Below are 15,486 nucleotides of genomic sequence, written 5' to 3' on the forward strand. Positions count from 1 at the left end.
AAATTTTCCGGAAGATGATCGAGTTATAAAAGAGGAGTAACCTTATGAAAAACGTCTTATACGGCAAGTGCGTCAAGTGCGGCAAGACCTATCCGGCCACGCCGGACCTCACCACCTGCGAGTGCGGCGGCATCCTGGATATCACCTACGACTACGACTACATCAAGTCTCAGCTGACCAAGGAGAAGCTGGCGGCCCGGGCGGAGCGGACCATGTGGCGCTACCGGGAGCTGCTGCCCATCGAGGAGACCACCGAGCCCACGCCGTTGCGGGTGGGCTGGAGCCCCCTCTATGAGGAGCCCCGTCTGGCGGCGCAGCTGGGCCTCAAGCAGCTGTGGGTCAAGGACGACGGCCAGAACCCCACCGCCTCCCTCAAGGACCGGGCCAGCGCCATGGCCGTGGCCAAGGCCAGAGAGGCCGGGGCCAAGGTGATCGCCTGCTCCTCCACCGGCAACGCCGCCTCGTCCCTGGCGGGCAACGCCGCGGCGGCAGGTCTCAAGACCTATATTTTTGTGCCCTCCCGTGCCCCCAAGGGGAAGGTGGCCCAGCTGATGACCTTCGGCGCCACCGTCATCTCCGTCCAGGGCAGCTACGAGGAGACTTTTGAACTGTCCAAGCAGGCCATCGACAAGTGGGGCTGGTACAACCGCAACGCCGCCATCAACCCCTACCTCTCTGAGGGCAAAAAGACCGTGGCCCTGGAGATCATGGAGCAGCTGGACTGGCAGGTGCCGGACTACATCGCCATTTCCGTGGGCGACGGCTGCACCATCGCCGGTCTCTGGAAGGGCCTCAAGGACCTGTACGCCATCGGCTTCATCGACCGCCTGCCCCGGCTGATCTCCGCCCAGGCGGCGGGCTGCTGCCCCCTGAACCGCGCCATCGAGACCGGGGAGCCCTGGCATCCCACGGAGGAGAACACCCTGGCCGACTCCATCGCCGTGGGCGTGCCCCGCAACGCCGACAAGGCCCTCATGGCCATCCGGGAGTCGGGTGGTCTCACCGTCAACGTCACCGACGAGGAGATCATGGCCGCCCAGCAGCTGCTGGGCCGGACCTGCGGCGTGTTCGGCGAGCCTGCCGGCGTCACCGGCACCGCCGGTGTGAAGAAGCTCTGCGAGCAGGGCGTCATCGGGAAGGACGACACCGTGGTGTCCGTGGTCACCGGCAACGGCCTCAAGGACGTGGCCAACGCCATCAAGGCCGCCGGGGAACCCATCTCCATCCCCTCCGACATGGAATTGCTGCTCAAAGCCTTCGCCGAGCACGGCGTGGTAGTGGAATAAACCGAACGCCCCGGGGCGCTTTCGCGTCCCGGGGCGTTTTTGAAGCGGGCGGTCCCCGGCGGACCGCCCGCTTCCTTGTTGTGTATAGAGCGTTACTGTTTTCCGCTCTTTGCCTTGCAGATCAGCTGGGTCATGGTGCCCATGGGGCAGTAGACGCACCAGCTGCGGGGCTTGAACAGCACCATGGTCACCAGACCCAGCACCGTGGAAGTCAGCATCACGCTGTAAAACCCGAAGGCGAACTGGGCGACGCCCGGGTGCAGCAGCGTGCCGTGATAGGCCCAGTGCCAGGGCAGACGGAAGGTCCACAGCAGCGTCACCGCCTGCCGCAGGTCCGCCGCACCGGAAAAGACCAGATACGTGGTCCAGAGCATCTGGAAGAACATGATGAAAAAGAAGATGAGGAAACCGTAGCGGAACCATTTGCTCTTCATCCAGCCGGGGATGTCCCGCTTCCGGGACAGGCCCAGCCGCCCGCCCAGCAGGGCGAACAGCTGCCCCCGGCCGCAGTAGCGGTTGCAGTAGCCCTTGCTGCCCTTGACCAGGGCGATCAGCAGCGGGATGAAGAAGCACAGCAGTCCCAGCCAGGCGAAGAGAATGTTGAAAAAGCCCAAAACCAGGTAAGTAAGAGACGCTATCCAAAGGTAGTCGTACCAGTGCCTGCTCATACCTGCACCTCCTGAATGGAAATGACGGAGGCGGGGCACTCCCGGGCGCACTTGCCGCAGCCCACGCACTTCTCCACGTCCACCTGGGCGGCCACGCCCCGCCGCACGGAGATGGCCCCCAGGGGGCACACCTTCACGCAGCACCCGCAGGCCACGCAGTCCCGCTCCTCCACAAAGGCCTTCCGCCGTCTCCGCTGTCTCGTCTCCATAAACGCCCTCCCAAACTTGATGGTCCCATTATATGCGCCCGCCTCCGTCCGGGACCGTGACAAAGTCACAGGACGCCCCGGGGGATCGGCGGACAAGAGGCGTACAAAAGCCGGGCCGCCCCTTTCGGGGCGGCCCGGCTGCGGTCCATAACAGGTTTGGGGGAAGCGTTTAGAAGATGCCCTGGGCCATCATGGCGTCGGCCACTCTCTGGAAGCCCGCGATGTTGGCACCGGCCACCAGGTTGTAGCCCAGGCCGTATTTCTCGGCGGCGTCCACGCTCATCTGATAGATGGTGTTCATGATCTGCTTGAGCTGCTTGTCGACCTCCTCGGCGGTCCACACCAGCCGCTCGCTGTTCTGGGCCATCTCCAGGGCGGAGGTCGCCACGCCGCCGGCGTTGACGGCCTTGCTGGGCGCCACGATGACGCCGGGCTGGTCCATCAGGAACTTCAGCGCGTCGTTGGTGGTGGGCATGTTGGCCACCTCGATGTAATACTTCACGCCGGCCTGGGCAATCTTCTGGGCGTGTTCCATATGGACGTCATTCTGCATGGCGGAGGGCATGCAGATATCCACCTTCACGCCCCAGGGCTTCTCGCCCGGGTGGAACTCCACGCCGAACTTGTCCGCGTAGTCCTTCACCAGGTTCCGGCCGCTGCCGCGCATCTCCACCAGATAGTCGATCTTCTCCTGCGTCGCCACGCCGTCGGGATCGTAGATGTAGCCGTCGGGGCCGGAGAGGGTGACCACCTTGGCGCCCAGCTCCGTGGCCTTCTTGCAGATGCCCCAGGTCACGTTGCCGAAGCCCGCGCAGGCAATGGTCTTGCCCTTGATATCCTCGCCCTCGTGCTTGAGGACGTTCTCCAGATAGTACACCGCGCCGTAGCCGGTGGCCTCGGGACGGATCAGGCTGCCGCCGTAGGAGAAGCCCTTACCAGTGAGGACGCCGTTTTCAAAGCTGCCCTTGAGGCGGCGGTACTCGCCGTAGAGATATCCGATCTCCCGGGCACCCACGCCCATGTCGCCGGCGGGCACGTCCACGTCGGGCCCGATATAGCGATAGAGCGCCTGCATGTAGCTCTGGCAGAAGCGCATGACCTCGGCGTCGGACTTGCCGGCGGGGTCGAAGTCAGAGCCGCCCTTGCCGCCGCCGATGGGCAGGCCGGTCAGGGAGTTCTTGAAGATCTGCTCAAAGCCCAGGAACTTGATGATGCCGGGGTATACGTTCTTCTGGAACCGCAGGCCGCCCTTGTAGGGGCCGATGGCGCCGTTGAACTGGCAGCGGTAGCCGATATTGGTATGCCAGGAGCCGTCGTCGGCCATCCACACCACGCGGAAGGTGAACATCCGCTCCGGCTCCACCATCCGGTTCAGAAGGTCGGCCTTCTCATACTCCGGATGCTTTTCGATCACAGGCTCCAGGGAGGAAAAGACCTCCTCCACGGTCTGGACAAATTCAGGCTCGCCCGCATGCTTGGTCTTGACGTTCTCAATCACACTGGCAAGATAGGCGTTCATATGCGATAACCTCCTCAAATTTGGCGATTGCTGGTCGCGCACGTTTTTCCTGTAACCTTCTATTAGATAGTTTAGCACGAATCTTAACCGGAAACAAGGGCTGATTTCGGCAAATCAAACAATTACATGCCGTTTGACAGAAAAAAAGAACCTGTTGTTTTGTGCAATCTGCTGGCATCAGACAACAGACATCGGCTGCGTGAGATTCCCACGGCTCATCCTTGACTTTCCCGGCAGGCATTGTATAATATTTCTGGCAGCCTGCGGGCGCCCTATGTTCTGTGAGGAAACACATTGAGGGAGGATCGGCTATGCATACCTATCCCATGACGGTGGCGGGATTGAAACGGGAACTGCCCATCTGTAAGGTCACCGATGATCTGTACATCGGTGCATTCATTGTTTTCGGCGACGCGGAGCTGACCGTGGCCTGTGCCCGGGAACTTTTGAAGCTGGTCCCGGCGGACAGCTATGACTACATGCTGACGGCGGAGGCCAAGAGCATCCCCCTGATCCATGAGATGGCCCGTCAGTCCGGAGCGGCAAAGTATTTCATCGCCCGGAAGGGCCCCAAGGCCTATATGCCGGATCCCCTGCGGGTGGTGGACAAGTCCATCACCACCGCCGGTGAGCAGGCGCTGTACCTGGGCCGGGACGATGCGGACCTGATCCGGGGCAAGCGGGTCCTGTTGATGGACGACGTGATCTCCACCGGCGGCTCCCTCCATGCCATGGAGGCTCTGGTAGAGCAGGCCGGCGGCACCGTGACCGGCCGGGTGGCCGTGCTGGCCGAGGGTGCCGCGGCGGACCGCTCCGATATCCGCTTCCTGGAGAAGCTGCCGGTGTTCAACGCCGACGGCACTGTGAAGGAATAAAAAGAGGCGCGCCGTTCCTTTCGGAACGGCGCGCTGTTTTACCGGGGGCCGCGGGGCCCTCTTTTCTTTTTATCAGAGCAGCTGCAGCAGGGCGTACACGGAGGTGCTGACGCCGCCCAGAATGAACACATAGATGATGAACCGGTGGGACAGCCGGTCGCTGACCCGTCTGTCCAGCAGCGCGCCGATCCCCATGCCCAGGAGGGAGGCCGGCAGGGCGATCAGGCTCAGCAGCAGGCTCTCCCGGCTGAACATCCCGCTCCAGATGTACAGGACGGTGCGGAACACGCCCTCGATGATAAAGACGAAGCACACATTGCCCCGGAACTCCTCCCGCCGCTGGGTCACCCGCTCCAGATAGGCCAGGAACAGCAGATCGATGCCGAAGAGCCCGGCGGTGACGCCGGAGAGGAAGGACATGACGCTGCGCAGCAGGGCGCTGGGCTTTCCGGTCCCGGGCTTCCGGGTCAGCATCTCCGCGCCCATGGCGATGATCACCAGACCCAGCAGCAGCTTCAGCACGGAGGGGGAGCCGTAGCGCAGCAGCAGCGTGCCGGGGATGATGCCCAGCATCACGAAGGCGGCGATGGGCAGCACCAGCTGGGGGGAGAAGTGGGCGCGGTTTTTCCATACCACCCGGGCATTGAGCACCAGGGAAACCGGCAGCATGCCCGGGGTGATGGTGCTGTTGGGCAGGAACACCGACAGCAGCGGCGTGTACAGCAGGGGATCTCCGAAGCCCACCAGGCCCTTGATGATGAACGAGACCGTGATGCAGACGAAGATATACAGGATCAGCGGAATATCCATGGGTCATCCCTCCGGTGTTTGGATCAGGGGCGGGGCGGGCCGCCGTGGGATATTATACAGCGCCCGGCGCAAAAAAGCCAGAGGGAGCCTCTCCTTTCTTCCCAAATTTCCCAGATTGTGATATAATATTTTTATGAATATGTCGAAACGAGTGGTTTACCGGCTGCCGGGGCAGAGTTTCCCGGCGGTCCTGTCGGCGCTGCTGATGGTTTGTTCGGCAGTGGTGCGCATCGTCTGGGCCTGCGGGGAGGTCGCGGTCTCCCGCCCGACGCTCTGGCTCCAAATCCTCCTGCCTATCGCGGCAAACGTGCTGTTCGCGCTGACGCTTCTGGGTTCCGGACGGGACCGGATCTACCGCACCGCCGCGGCGGTGTGGCTGGGGTGCGTGTTTTTCGCCGTTAAGGCATTCACGTTCCCCTCCCTCATCCACACGGTGCTGTGCCTGTGCCTGTATGCCCTGGTGGCCGTGCTGTACACCGCCACGGTGACGGGCCGGGTGCCCACCCAGATCCCCCTTTGGTTCCTCTTCGGCCTGCCGCTGCTGTACCACCTGATCGTGGAGGATCTGCTGGGCAAGCAGGGCTGGCCCCTCCACGCGTGGCTGCCGGAGGTCAGCGTGCTGTGCTGCATGGCGTCGCTGCTGTGCGCCTCGTTGGGGATGCGGCGCCATATCCCGGCGGAGGGGGAGTATGTCCGCCGCTTCGGGGACCGCAGCGACGGCCGCCGGGTGCGGACCCTGTCGCCCATCTTTTCCGTGTCCCCCTACATCATGAAGACCCGCAACACCTCCCAGAACTTCCTGGAGGACACCCTGGAGGTCACCAATCTGGAGCGCTACATCCAGGAAAAGCGCCAGGCGGGACTGGAGGGCTTCGGCCTGCTCCACGCGCTGCTGGCGGCCTACGTGCGCACCTGCGCCGCCTATCCGGGCCTCAACCGCTTCATCGCCGGGCAGAAGATCTACGCCCGGGACCGGGAGATCCAGGTGAACATGACTGTGAAGAAGGAGATGTCCACGGACTCCCCGGATACGGTCATCAAGGTGACCTTTGACGCCGCCGACACGGCGGAGACCGTCTACCGCCGGTTCCACGAAAAGGTACTGGAGGTGAAAAACGCCCCCCAGGACACCTCTTTCGACGCCCTGGCAGGCATTTTCAACCTGGTGCCGGGACTGGCCCTGAAAGCCCTGGTGACGATCTTGCAGACGGCGGACTACTTCGGCTGCCTGCCCCGGTCCCTGACGGACCTGTCCCCCTTCCACGGGTCGCTGTACATCACCTCTATGGCGTCGCTGGGCATCCCGCCCATCTACCACCATCTCTATGACTTCGGCAACGTGCCGGTGTTCTGCTCCATGGGCCGCAAGCGCAAGGTCTACGAGACCCGGCGGGACGGCACCGTGGTGTTGCGCAAGTATGTGGACTGCAATTACGTCACCGACGAGCGCATCGTGGACGGCTTCTACTACGCCGCCGCCATGCGCTGCCTCCACGCCCTGCTCCACGACCCCTGGCAGCTGGACCGGCCGCCGGAGAAGGTGGAGCGGGACCAGGACTGAGAGAAGGGAGGGCCTATGCACGACCACGCTCTGCCCCATGTGGGACTGCGGATGGTGAAGTCCGCGGCGGCGGTACTGATCTGCCTGCTGGTGTCCATGCTGGTGAACCGGGAGGAGATGCGGATCTACTCCTCCATCGCCGCGCTGCTGTGCGTCCAGCCCTATGTGGAGGACACCCGGCGCATGGCTCTCCAGCGGATCACCGGCACCTTCATCGGCTCCGCCGCCGGCGCTCTGGCCATTTTGATCGAGGTCTACCTGCTGGACATCCGGGGGACCCTGGCGGGCTATGTGCTGATCGCGGCGCTGATCCTGCCCACCCTGTGGGGGTCCGTGGCGTTGAAGGCGGCCAACGCGGCGTCCCTCTCCTGCGTGGTGCTGCTGAGCATCACCGTCACCCACATCACCGACCCCAACCCCTGGATCTTCGTGTGGAACCGCGTGGTGGAGACCCTGCTGGGCATCGCCGTGGGCATCGGCGTCAACGCCTTCCAGCTGCCCCGGCGCAAGTGCCGGGACACCCTGTTCGTCTCCGGGCTGGACGGGGTGCTGATGGATGTGGGCGGCGAGACCCTGGCGCCCGCCAGCCGGGTGCGGCTGAACCGGATGCTGGACGCCGGTCTGCTGTTCACCGTGTCCACGGTCCGGACCCCCGCCTCCGTCCGGGAGGCGGCCCAGGGTCTGCGGCTGCGGCTGCCGGTGATCGTCATGGACGGCGCCGCCATGTTTGACCTGGAAAAAAAGACCTTTCTTCACACCCTGCTGCTGCCCCAGGACCTGGCCATGGCCTGCTGCCGGGTCTTTGAGGAGCAGGGGGTCCACTGCTTCCTCAATGGCGTCCAGGACGACGTGCTGCTGATCTACTACGGGGAGCTGCGCAACGAGGCGGAGCGGGACGTGTACGAGAAGTGCCGGGTGTCCCCCTACCGCAACTATGTCAGCCGGGAGTACTTTCAGGAGTGCCCCATCCTCTACCTCATGGGCGTGGACCGGACAGAGAGGATCCGGGCCCTGTACGATGCCCTGGCGGCGGCGGGCCTGACGGAGCAGGTGAAGGTGCGGCTGGACGCGGCGCCGGAGTACCCGGGGTTCAGCTATCTGAAGGTCTACGAGAAGTCCGCCTCCCGGCAGACCATGCTGGAGCAGCTCAAGGCGGACCTGCACGTGGAGAAGAGCGTCATGCTCAGCAGCCTGCCGGGGCAGGGAGACGTGCTGGTCAAGGGCGGCGCCGAGGCGGTGAAGGCCCTGGAGCGGATGTTCGAACCGCTGCTGTGGCAGCGGGACCGGAGCGCCTGAGACAGCGAGAGAAAAAGACCGCCCGCCGGGCGGCCTTTTTTTCTGTCCGGCCGCGTCGCTCCGGGGCTTGACAGAAAGGCGGTATGGGTGTAATATGAAGCAAACTTCACGTGAAGGAAACTTCATAAACAGGGAAAGGGGAGGGATGCGCCGTGAAAAACCGCGTGCGGGAGCTGCGCACGGCGGCGGGCATGACCCAGCAGCAGCTGGCGGATGCAGTCCATGTGTCTGCCCGCACCATCATCTCCCTGGAAAAGGAGCAGTACAACCCCTCGCTGCTGCTGGCCTACCGGATGGCGCAGCTGTTCGGCACCACGGTGGAGGATCTGTACTGCCTGGCGGAGAACAGGGAACGGGAGGACCGGGAATATGAAGAAGATCTGTGACCGCAGGAGCTTTGTCGGGGGACTGATATGCGTGATCCTGGCGGCTGCCTGCGGCGTGACCATGGCGCTGCGGGGCGTCTCGGTGAAGCTGGCGGTGAGCATGGTGCTGATGCTGGCGCTGGGATGGGCGGACTTCGTCCGCTCCGCGGACCGGCAGATGTGCCGTGCCGCGGCGCCTGACGAGCGGGACCGGGCGGTAAGCCGCAAAAGCGCCTGGCGGGCGTATCAGCTGCTGGTGGATGGCTGCATGCTGGCGGCGGTGGCGCTGATGGCGGCCTACGGGCTCTGGCGCTCCCAGCTGGTGGCCGCGGCGCTTTTGACGCTGTGTCTGGTGCTGCTGGCGGCGTTTTTGATCCTGCTGGGCACCAACCTCTACTATGAGAAGCGGATGTGAGAGCCTCGCGGTACGGGCAAAAACAGACGGAGCGGCGGCCCAGCGGGCCGCCGCTCTTCCTTATCCGTGGCTCTTTTTATAGGTGAGGTATCCCTCCAGGATCAGCGACGCCGCCACGGCGTCCACCACCTTTTTGCGCTTTTTGGCGTTTTTGCCAGCGCCCATCAGGATCTGGTGTGCGTCGATGGTGGTGCGCCGCTCGTCCCACAGCACCACCGGCAGGCCGGTGGCCTGCTCCAGCAGCGCCTTCATGGCATGGGCTTTTTCGGAGCGGGGGCCCTGGGTGCCGTCCATGTTGATGGGGTGGCCCAGCACCAGTTCCTCCGCCCCGTGCTCCGCCGCCAGGGCGGCGATCCGCTCCGCCACCGCCTCCGGGCGGTAGGCGTCAATGACGGTGGTGAAGCCGGTGAGGAAGCCGGTGGGGTCAGAGACGGCCACGCCGGTGTGGGCGTCGCCGTAGTCGATGGCCATGATGCGCATAGTTGCTCGTTCCTTTCTCAGCCCGGGAAGAAGTCCTCCTCCACGGGGTAGTCGTCGGTATCGGTGAAGTGCCACCACTCGCCGCTGTACGGCCGGAAGCCGCATTCCTCCATCACGTCCTCCAGCAGCGCTGCGTTGGCGGCGGCATCTGGAGAGGCATCGCTGTAATCCCGGTCCGCCAGAGGGGAGAAGTCGTCAAAGCCGCTGGGCATCTCCACATCGTTCCCCTCCAGGTCCGTCAGGGTCACGTCCACGGTGTTGCCCCGGCTGTGGGAGGAGAAGCCGGTCTCGGGATCGGCCACGTACACCGGGTCGGGGCAGACTTCCCAGAGGCGGAACTGGGCCTCCACGGGCCGGAAGGCATCCCAGATCAGCAGGGAGAACCCCTGTTCCTCCAGGGCCTCCTGGGCCCGGGAGAGCTTTTCCACGGTGCCGTACCGGAGGCAGGCGTCGGTGAACCCGTAGATGACCTGGCCGGTGAAGTTGTCCGTCCCGGCGTAGCGCAGGTCCACGCCCACCTGGGGCAGGTAGTCCCGGACCCGCACGAAGTCGCCGGGCTCCGGCGCATCCGGCGCGGGATCAGCTGGCTCCGGCGGGATTTCCGGCGTATCCTGTATGATTTCCGCGGGCTCCTCCGGCTCCGGGGGAGCGGGGGCCCGCAAAGTGCAGCCGCCGGCCGCCAGCAGCGCGGCGGCCAGGAGCAGGGGGAGGATGTGCCGTCTCATGGCGGGCCTCCTTTCCAGTGGGCGCGGGTAGGTCGGTTTCATGATACCACACCCCCCGCCCCGGTGCAAGACGCTTGCATTGGCGGCCGGACTGTGGTAAAACGGGGAAGTATATTTTCATGTGTGGAAAGGGAGGACCCGCCCATGGGCATCCGCATGGCAACCACCGCCGACACGGCGGCACTGCTGGCCATCTACGGCCAGTATATCGATACATCCATTACCTTTGAATATACCCTGCCCACCGAGGCGGAATTCGCCGCCCGGATCACGGGCATCCTGGAGATATACCCGTACCTGGTGTGGGAGGAGGATGGGCAGATCCTGGGCTACGCCTACGCCCACCGCCACATGGAGCGGGCGGCCTACCAGTGGAACGCGGAGCTGTCGGTGTACCTGGACCGTGCGGTCCGCCGCCGGGGCCTGGGGCAGCGGCTGTACGGGGCGCTGATGGAACTTCTGACCATGCAGGGAGTCTTGACGGCCCACGCCCTGGTGACCTCTCCCAACCCCGCCAGCCAGGCCCTCCACACTGCCATGGGCTTTCGTTTGCTGGCGGTACAGGACCGGGCAGGCTATAAGAATGGAGACTGGCACGACGTGCTGTGGTACGTAAGGGAGCTCTCGCCCCGGGGGGCGTCTCCGCTGCTGCCGGTGCCCCTGGACACGCTGCCGCGTCCGCAGGTAGAGGCGGTTTTGGCGGACTTTTCCGGCCCTCTGGAAAGACCCTGAAAAGTCTGACAATTTTTCGGAAAAAACAGTTGACCGGCGGCGGGAACTGTGCTACAATCTTTGTTACCTGTGAAAAAGGGCTTTTTTGTTGTGCGCTTTTTTCGCTTTTCAGCCGCGGCAAGAGGCGCCTTTTCCAACGCAGGGAGGCAGTCGGTATCCCCGGCCAGCCGGGAAGGATACCAATAATAAGGAGGTGCCGTTAGATGCGCGTGAAAGTCACTTTGAGATGCAACGAGTGCAAGCAGAGAAACTACAATACCATGAAGAACAAGAAGAACACGCCGGACAAGCTGGAACTGAACAAGTATTGCCCCTTCTGCAAGAAGCACACGCTCCACAGCGAGACCAAGTGATCCCACTTACGAAAAAAGGAAAGGGCGTGTAACGTAAATGGCAGAAGAAGTCAAGAAGAAGAAGGACCGCGGCCTCTGGTTCCGCGAGATGAAAAGCGAGCTGAAGAAGGTCGTGTGGCCTACCCGCAAGACCGTGATGGCCAACACCGGCACGGTGCTGCTGTGCTCCCTGCTGATCGGCGCCTGCATCTGGATCTTCGATTTCGTGGCGGTCACCGCCGTCCAGATGATCATCAGCGTTCTGGGTTAAGGAGCGGACGGTATGTCAGACAGCGCGAAGTGGTATGTCGTTCATACCTATTCCGGCTATGAGAACGCCGTCAAGACCAGCATTGAAAAATTCGTCAACGGCCGCGGCATGGAGGATATGATCCTGCGGATCGAGATCCCCCTGGAGACGGTCACCGAGGTCACGGAGTCCGGCACCACCAAAGAGGTGGAGCGGAAGGTCTTTCCCGGCTATGTGCTGGTGAAGATGGTCATGACGGACGACACGTGGCACCTGGTGCGCAACGTCCGCGGCGTCACCGGTTTCGTGGGCTCCGCCAACAAGCCCATCCCCCTGACGGAGGAAGAGGTGCTTGCCATGGGTATGGAGAAGCACGAGATCGTGGTCAACTACAATGTGGGCGACCACGTCCGGATCGTGGACGGCCCCCTCGCCAGCTTTACCGGCGTGGTGGAGGAGATCGAGCCCGAGAAGAACCGGGTCAGCGTCATGGTCTCCATGTTCGGCCGGGAGACCCCGGTGGAGCTGGAGCTGGACCAGGTCGAGGTCCAGAGCTGACGCAAATTTTGAGCATCCCGCGCCCTACGGGGCGCCGCCGGGCGGTCCCGGCAACAGTGGGAGGGGCCTCAAGCCCCGCCAAGGACGGACATCCTGTCCCACACCACATTTATAGATTTAGGAGGTGCTACTGAAGTGGCACAGAAGATTACTGGTTATGTGAAGCTGCAGATCCCCGCTGGCAAGGCGACTCCCGCGCCCCCCGTCGGTCCCGCTCTGGGCCAGCACGGCGTGAACATCGCCGCCTTCACCAAGGAGTTCAACGAGCGCACCAAGAATGAAAACGGCATGATCATCCCCGTGGTCATCACCGTGTACGCCGACCGTTCCTTCTCCTTCATCACCAAGACGCCGCCCGCCGCTGTCCTGATCAAGAAGGAGTGCAACATCGAGTCCGGCTCCGGTGTCCCCAACAAGACCAAGGTGGCCACCATCTCCAAGGCTTCCGTTCAGAAGATCGCCGAGATCAAGATGAAGGACCTGAACGCCGCCAGCCTGGAGGCCGCCATGAGCATGATCGCCGGCACCGCCCGTTCCATGGGCGTCGTGGTGGGCGACTGAGATCTGACATCAACCCAATGAGCGGCGGGTTCCAGCCGCTCCATACAGTGGGAGGAAACAATTCCGAAGAACCACTATGAGGAGGAAGTAACATTGTTTAGAGGCAAGAAATATCAGGAAAGTGCCAAGCAGATCGACAAGAACACCCTGTACGATGCTGCCGACGGCATGGCTCTCATCTGCAAGACCGCCAGCGCCAAGTTCGACGAGACCGTCGAGCTGCATGTGAAGCTGGGCGTTGACTCCCGGCACGCCGACCAGCAGGTCCGCGGCGCCATCGTGCTGCCCCACGGCACCGGCAAGAGCGTCCGCGTGCTGGTGTTCGCCAAGGGCGACAAGGCTGACGCCGCCCGTGAGGCCGGCGCCGACTACGTGGGCGATATGGATATGGTGGAGAAGATCCAGAAGGAAAACTGGTTCGACTTCGACGTGGTGGTCGCCAGCCCCGACATGATGGGCGTGGTGGGCCGTCTCGGTAAGGTCCTGGGCCCCAAGGGTCTGATGCCCTCCCCCAAGGCCGGCACCGTCACCCCCGACGTGGCCAAGGCCGTCAAGGAGGTCAAGGCCGGTAAGATCGAGTACCGCCTGGACAAGACCAACATCATCCACTGCCCCATCGGCAAGGTGTCCTTCGGCCCCGAGAAGCTGACCGACAACTACAACGCCCTCATGGGCGCTATCGTCAAGGCCAAGCCCGCCGCCGCCAAGGGCCAGTATATCCGCAGCTGCGTCGCCGCCTCCACCATGGGCCCCGGCGTGAAGATGAACACTGCGAAGCTGATCTGAGGACTCTCGGAGGGGAGCAGGCTCCCCTCCGAACCACCCCACCACCAGTGACGTCGGTCACTGGTGTGAGCGCCCCTCGGGCGCGCGGGTCGGGGTATTTTCGGCAGGCGCAGAAGGTGAATTGCCCCAACGGGGCAAGAGAGGCCCCCTCTGGAGGGTGTCCTGCCGAAAATGATTTGAATTTCTTGATTTGCCTTCGGCAAATCAACCGGTGAAAACCGTAGGTTTTCCCCTGGCCCCTTTTCCCGATTTGCGGGAACTTTTTGGGGAAAATGATATTTGAGGGTTGACATTTGTGATGCCCTTGAATATAATATTAGATGCGTTCCAAAGACAGCAGGTGAGGGGTGACCCTCGTAAGTCCTGCCGAGGGCGGCAAACATGATTTGCTATCCGTCCTTGTGTCTTTGCGGCATAAGGACGGTTTCCTTTTTAGAACGCACCTACAATTCCTATGGAGGTGAACACAAGAATGCCCAACGCAAAGGTCTTATCCGAGAAGCAGGCCATCGTCGCCGCGCTGACCGAGAAGATCCAGAAGGCCCAGGCGGGCGTGATTGTCGACTACAAGGGTATTACCGTTGAAGAAGACACCGCGCTGCGCCGGGAGTGCCGCGAGAACGGCATCGACTACGCCGTTGTGAAGAACACGCTGCTGCGCTTCGCGTTCAACAACACCGGCCTCAGCGAGCTGGACGGTCTGCTCAACGGCACCACGTCTCTGGCCCTGTGCGACAGCGATGTCGTCTCTCCCGCCCGCGTCATGAGCAACTACGCCAAGAAGCTCAACGACAAGTTTGAGATCAAGGGCGGCTTCATGGAGGGCAAGCCCGTGGACCTGGCCACTATCCAGTCCCTGGCTTCCATTCCCGCTCTGCCCGTGCTGCAGGCCCAGTTCCTGGGCACCATGCTGGCGCCCATCACCGGCCTGGCTGTTGTCCTGAAGCAGATCGCCGAGAAGAACGGCGAGCCCGCTGCCGAGGAGGCCGCTCCCGCTGAGGAGGCTGCCCCCGCTCCCGCCGCCGAGTAATCCGGCCGGCAACATCTATTTTTAAATTTTACAATCAGGAGGCTAACTAACATGTCTGAGAAAGTTACTGCTATGATCGAAGAGATCAAGGCCCTGACCGTTCTGGAGCTGAGCGAGCTGGTGCACGCTCTGGAGGAGGAGTTCGGCGTGTCTGCCGCCGCCATGGCTGCTCCCGCTGCCGGCGCTGCCGCTCCCGCCGCTGAGGAGAAGACCTCCTTCGACGTGGTCCTGGCTGGCTTCGACGCCGCTGCCAAGATCAAGGTCATCAAGGTCGTCCGCGAGATCACCGGCCAGGGCCTGGCCGAGGCCAAGGCCACTGTCGAGGGCGCTCCCAAGACCCTGAAGGAGGGCGTGTCCAAGGACGACGCCGAGGCTCTGAAGAAGCAGCTGGAAGAGGCCGGCGCCAAGGTCGAGCTGAAGTAAGTTACTTCCATAACCTGAAAAAATTCCCTGTCCACCCGGGCAGGGAATTTTTTTGGTTCCGCGCATACTTCCGTGAGATATTTTTCCCGTTCCCTCCGTATTACAGGTGAAAAGCTTTTCAAGGAGAGACGCCCATGCTGACCGAGCAGGAATTCCACCGCGCCGCGGAGCGATACCTGGACATGGTGTACCGCATCGCGCTGAACTATTTCCGCCATCCCCAGGACGCGGAGGACGCCGCCCAGGAGGCCATGCTGCGGCTGTGGCGGGCCGACACGGACTTTGAAGGGGAGGAGCACCTGCGCCACTTCCTGGTGCGGGTGACGCTGAACGTGTGCCGGGACTTCTCCCGAAGCCCCTGGCGCAAGCGTACGGTGCCCCTGGAGAGCTGCCGGGAACCGGCGTTTTCCACACCGGAGCGGTGGGAGCTGTACCAGGCGGTGATGGCCCTGCCGGCCAAGTACCGGCTGCCCCTGTACCTCTACTACTTCGAGGGCTACGCCGTGGCGGAGGTGGGGGAGCTGATGGGGCTGAATCCCTCCACCGTCCAGACCCGGCTGGCCCGGGCCCGGGCGAAGCTGAAACAGGAATTGGAGGAATGAACC

At 63.1% G+C, this 15,486-nt stretch carries 21 protein-coding genes and 1 other annotated feature; of the genes, 15 read left to right on the forward strand and 6 right to left on the reverse strand.

The annotated features are described in order from the left end of the window. Positions 1-44: 44 nt before the first annotated feature. Positions 45-1,286: a threonine synthase gene (locus ACVDHE_RS11895; protein WP_458884689.1), complete on the forward strand. Its 1,242-nt coding sequence runs from the start codon at positions 45-47 to the stop codon at positions 1,284-1,286. Between the two features lie 92 nt (positions 1,287-1,378). On the opposite strand, the gene ACVDHE_RS11900 is transcribed toward ACVDHE_RS11895, so the two are convergent. The 3 genes from ACVDHE_RS11900 to gdhA all read right to left on the reverse strand — a co-directional run bounded on the left by ACVDHE_RS11900 (position 1,379) and on the right by gdhA (position 3,682). Continuing rightward, a complete protein-coding gene (locus tag ACVDHE_RS11900; protein ID WP_458884690.1) occupies positions 1,379-1,954 on the reverse strand; it encodes a 4Fe-4S binding protein in 576 nt (191 codons plus the stop codon). Next, the gene (locus tag ACVDHE_RS11905) at positions 1,951-2,163 is read right to left on the reverse strand and encodes a 4Fe-4S binding protein (protein ID WP_213038229.1); all 213 of its coding nucleotides are present in this window, start codon (positions 2,161-2,163) and stop codon (positions 1,951-1,953) included. The genes ACVDHE_RS11900 and ACVDHE_RS11905 overlap by 4 nt, the downstream gene beginning before the upstream one ends. Before the next feature lie 169 nt (positions 2,164-2,332). Further along, positions 2,333-3,682: an NADP-specific glutamate dehydrogenase gene (gene gdhA, locus ACVDHE_RS11910; protein WP_458884691.1), complete on the reverse strand. Its 1,350-nt coding sequence runs from the start codon at positions 3,680-3,682 to the stop codon at positions 2,333-2,335. A gap of 311 nt (positions 3,683-3,993) precedes the next feature. Here gdhA and ACVDHE_RS11915 point away from each other — a divergent pair, with 311 nt between their 5' ends. Then, entirely contained in the window at positions 3,994-4,557 is a 564-nt protein-coding gene (locus ACVDHE_RS11915; protein ID WP_213038231.1) for a phosphoribosyltransferase family protein, read from the forward strand. Between the two features lie 72 nt (positions 4,558-4,629). Here the strand turns inward: ACVDHE_RS11915 and ACVDHE_RS11920 are convergent, their stop codons facing one another. Next, positions 4,630-5,367 carry a sulfite exporter TauE/SafE family protein gene (locus ACVDHE_RS11920; protein WP_458884692.1) on the reverse strand — a complete coding sequence of 246 codons (738 nt, stop codon included), beginning with the start codon at positions 5,365-5,367 and terminating at the stop codon, positions 4,630-4,632. 139 nt (positions 5,368-5,506) lie between these two features. Between ACVDHE_RS11920 and ACVDHE_RS11925 the strand changes: the two genes are divergently transcribed. From ACVDHE_RS11925 to ACVDHE_RS11940, 4 genes are all read left to right on the forward strand, one after another. Beyond that, positions 5,507-6,928, forward strand: a complete 1,422-nt coding sequence (locus ACVDHE_RS11925; RefSeq protein ID WP_458884693.1) for a hypothetical protein — start codon at positions 5,507-5,509, stop codon at positions 6,926-6,928. Positions 6,929-6,943: 15 nt separating this feature from the next. Continuing rightward, positions 6,944-8,224 carry an FUSC family protein gene (locus ACVDHE_RS11930; RefSeq protein ID WP_213038234.1) on the forward strand — a complete coding sequence of 427 codons (1,281 nt, stop codon included), beginning with the start codon at positions 6,944-6,946 and terminating at the stop codon, positions 8,222-8,224. Between the two features lie 152 nt (positions 8,225-8,376). Beyond that, complete coding sequence (locus tag ACVDHE_RS11935) at positions 8,377-8,610, forward strand: helix-turn-helix transcriptional regulator (protein ID WP_213038235.1); 234 nt, start codon at positions 8,377-8,379, stop codon at positions 8,608-8,610. Continuing rightward, positions 8,594-9,004 (forward strand): hypothetical protein, encoded by a 411-nt coding sequence (locus tag ACVDHE_RS11940; RefSeq protein WP_213038236.1) that lies wholly within the window; start codon positions 8,594-8,596, stop codon positions 9,002-9,004. Before ACVDHE_RS11935 ends, ACVDHE_RS11940 begins: the two co-directional genes overlap by 17 nt. 60 nt (positions 9,005-9,064) lie before the next feature. Here ACVDHE_RS11940 and ruvX read toward each other — a convergent pair whose 3' ends face one another. Both ruvX and ACVDHE_RS11950 read right to left on the reverse strand, forming a co-directional pair. After that, positions 9,065-9,484 carry a Holliday junction resolvase RuvX gene (gene ruvX / locus ACVDHE_RS11945; RefSeq protein WP_418725599.1) on the reverse strand — a complete coding sequence of 140 codons (420 nt, stop codon included), beginning with the start codon at positions 9,482-9,484 and terminating at the stop codon, positions 9,065-9,067. Between the two features lie 17 nt (positions 9,485-9,501). Continuing rightward, positions 9,502-10,209: a M15 family metallopeptidase gene (locus ACVDHE_RS11950; RefSeq protein WP_458884694.1), complete on the reverse strand. Its 708-nt coding sequence runs from the start codon at positions 10,207-10,209 to the stop codon at positions 9,502-9,504. 144 nt (positions 10,210-10,353) lie between these two features. Here ACVDHE_RS11950 and ACVDHE_RS11955 point away from each other — a divergent pair, with 144 nt between their 5' ends. The 9 genes from ACVDHE_RS11955 (at position 10,354) to ACVDHE_RS11995 (ending at position 15,483) form a co-directional block, all read left to right on the forward strand. After that, entirely contained in the window at positions 10,354-10,941 is a 588-nt protein-coding gene (locus ACVDHE_RS11955; RefSeq protein WP_458884695.1) for a GNAT family N-acetyltransferase, read from the forward strand. 203 nt (positions 10,942-11,144) lie between these two features. Beyond that, positions 11,145-11,294, forward strand: coding sequence for a 50S ribosomal protein L33 (gene rpmG, locus ACVDHE_RS11960; protein WP_213038240.1), 150 nt, complete (start codon positions 11,145-11,147; stop codon positions 11,292-11,294). Between the two features lie 37 nt (positions 11,295-11,331). After that, the gene (gene secE / locus ACVDHE_RS11965) at positions 11,332-11,544 is read left to right on the forward strand and encodes a preprotein translocase subunit SecE (protein WP_213038241.1); all 213 of its coding nucleotides are present in this window, start codon (positions 11,332-11,334) and stop codon (positions 11,542-11,544) included. A 12-nt stretch (positions 11,545-11,556) separates the two neighbouring features. Continuing rightward, positions 11,557-12,081 (forward strand): transcription termination/antitermination protein NusG, encoded by a 525-nt coding sequence (gene nusG, locus ACVDHE_RS11970; RefSeq protein WP_213038242.1) that lies wholly within the window; start codon positions 11,557-11,559, stop codon positions 12,079-12,081. A gap of 135 nt (positions 12,082-12,216) precedes the next feature. Continuing rightward, positions 12,217-12,642, forward strand: coding sequence for a 50S ribosomal protein L11 (rplK, locus tag ACVDHE_RS11975; protein ID WP_213038243.1), 426 nt, complete (start codon positions 12,217-12,219; stop codon positions 12,640-12,642). 93 nt (positions 12,643-12,735) lie between these two features. Continuing rightward, positions 12,736-13,428: a 50S ribosomal protein L1 gene (gene rplA / locus ACVDHE_RS11980; protein WP_213038244.1), complete on the forward strand. Its 693-nt coding sequence runs from the start codon at positions 12,736-12,738 to the stop codon at positions 13,426-13,428. A 309-nt stretch (positions 13,429-13,737) separates the two neighbouring features. Continuing rightward, positions 13,738-13,867: a sequence feature (ribosomal protein L10 leader region), on the forward strand. A 33-nt stretch (positions 13,868-13,900) separates the two neighbouring features. Then, complete coding sequence (gene rplJ, locus ACVDHE_RS11985; RefSeq protein WP_213038245.1) at positions 13,901-14,458, forward strand: 50S ribosomal protein L10; 558 nt, start codon at positions 13,901-13,903, stop codon at positions 14,456-14,458. A 51-nt stretch (positions 14,459-14,509) separates the two neighbouring features. Further along, positions 14,510-14,881 carry a 50S ribosomal protein L7/L12 gene (rplL, locus tag ACVDHE_RS11990; protein WP_213038246.1) on the forward strand — a complete coding sequence of 124 codons (372 nt, stop codon included), beginning with the start codon at positions 14,510-14,512 and terminating at the stop codon, positions 14,879-14,881. Positions 14,882-15,015: 134 nt separating this feature from the next. Further along, positions 15,016-15,483, forward strand: a complete 468-nt coding sequence (locus ACVDHE_RS11995; RefSeq protein WP_458884696.1) for an RNA polymerase sigma factor — start codon at positions 15,016-15,018, stop codon at positions 15,481-15,483. Positions 15,484-15,486 lie beyond the last annotated feature (3 nt).

Source organism: Dysosmobacter sp. Phy, from assembly GCF_054476235.1.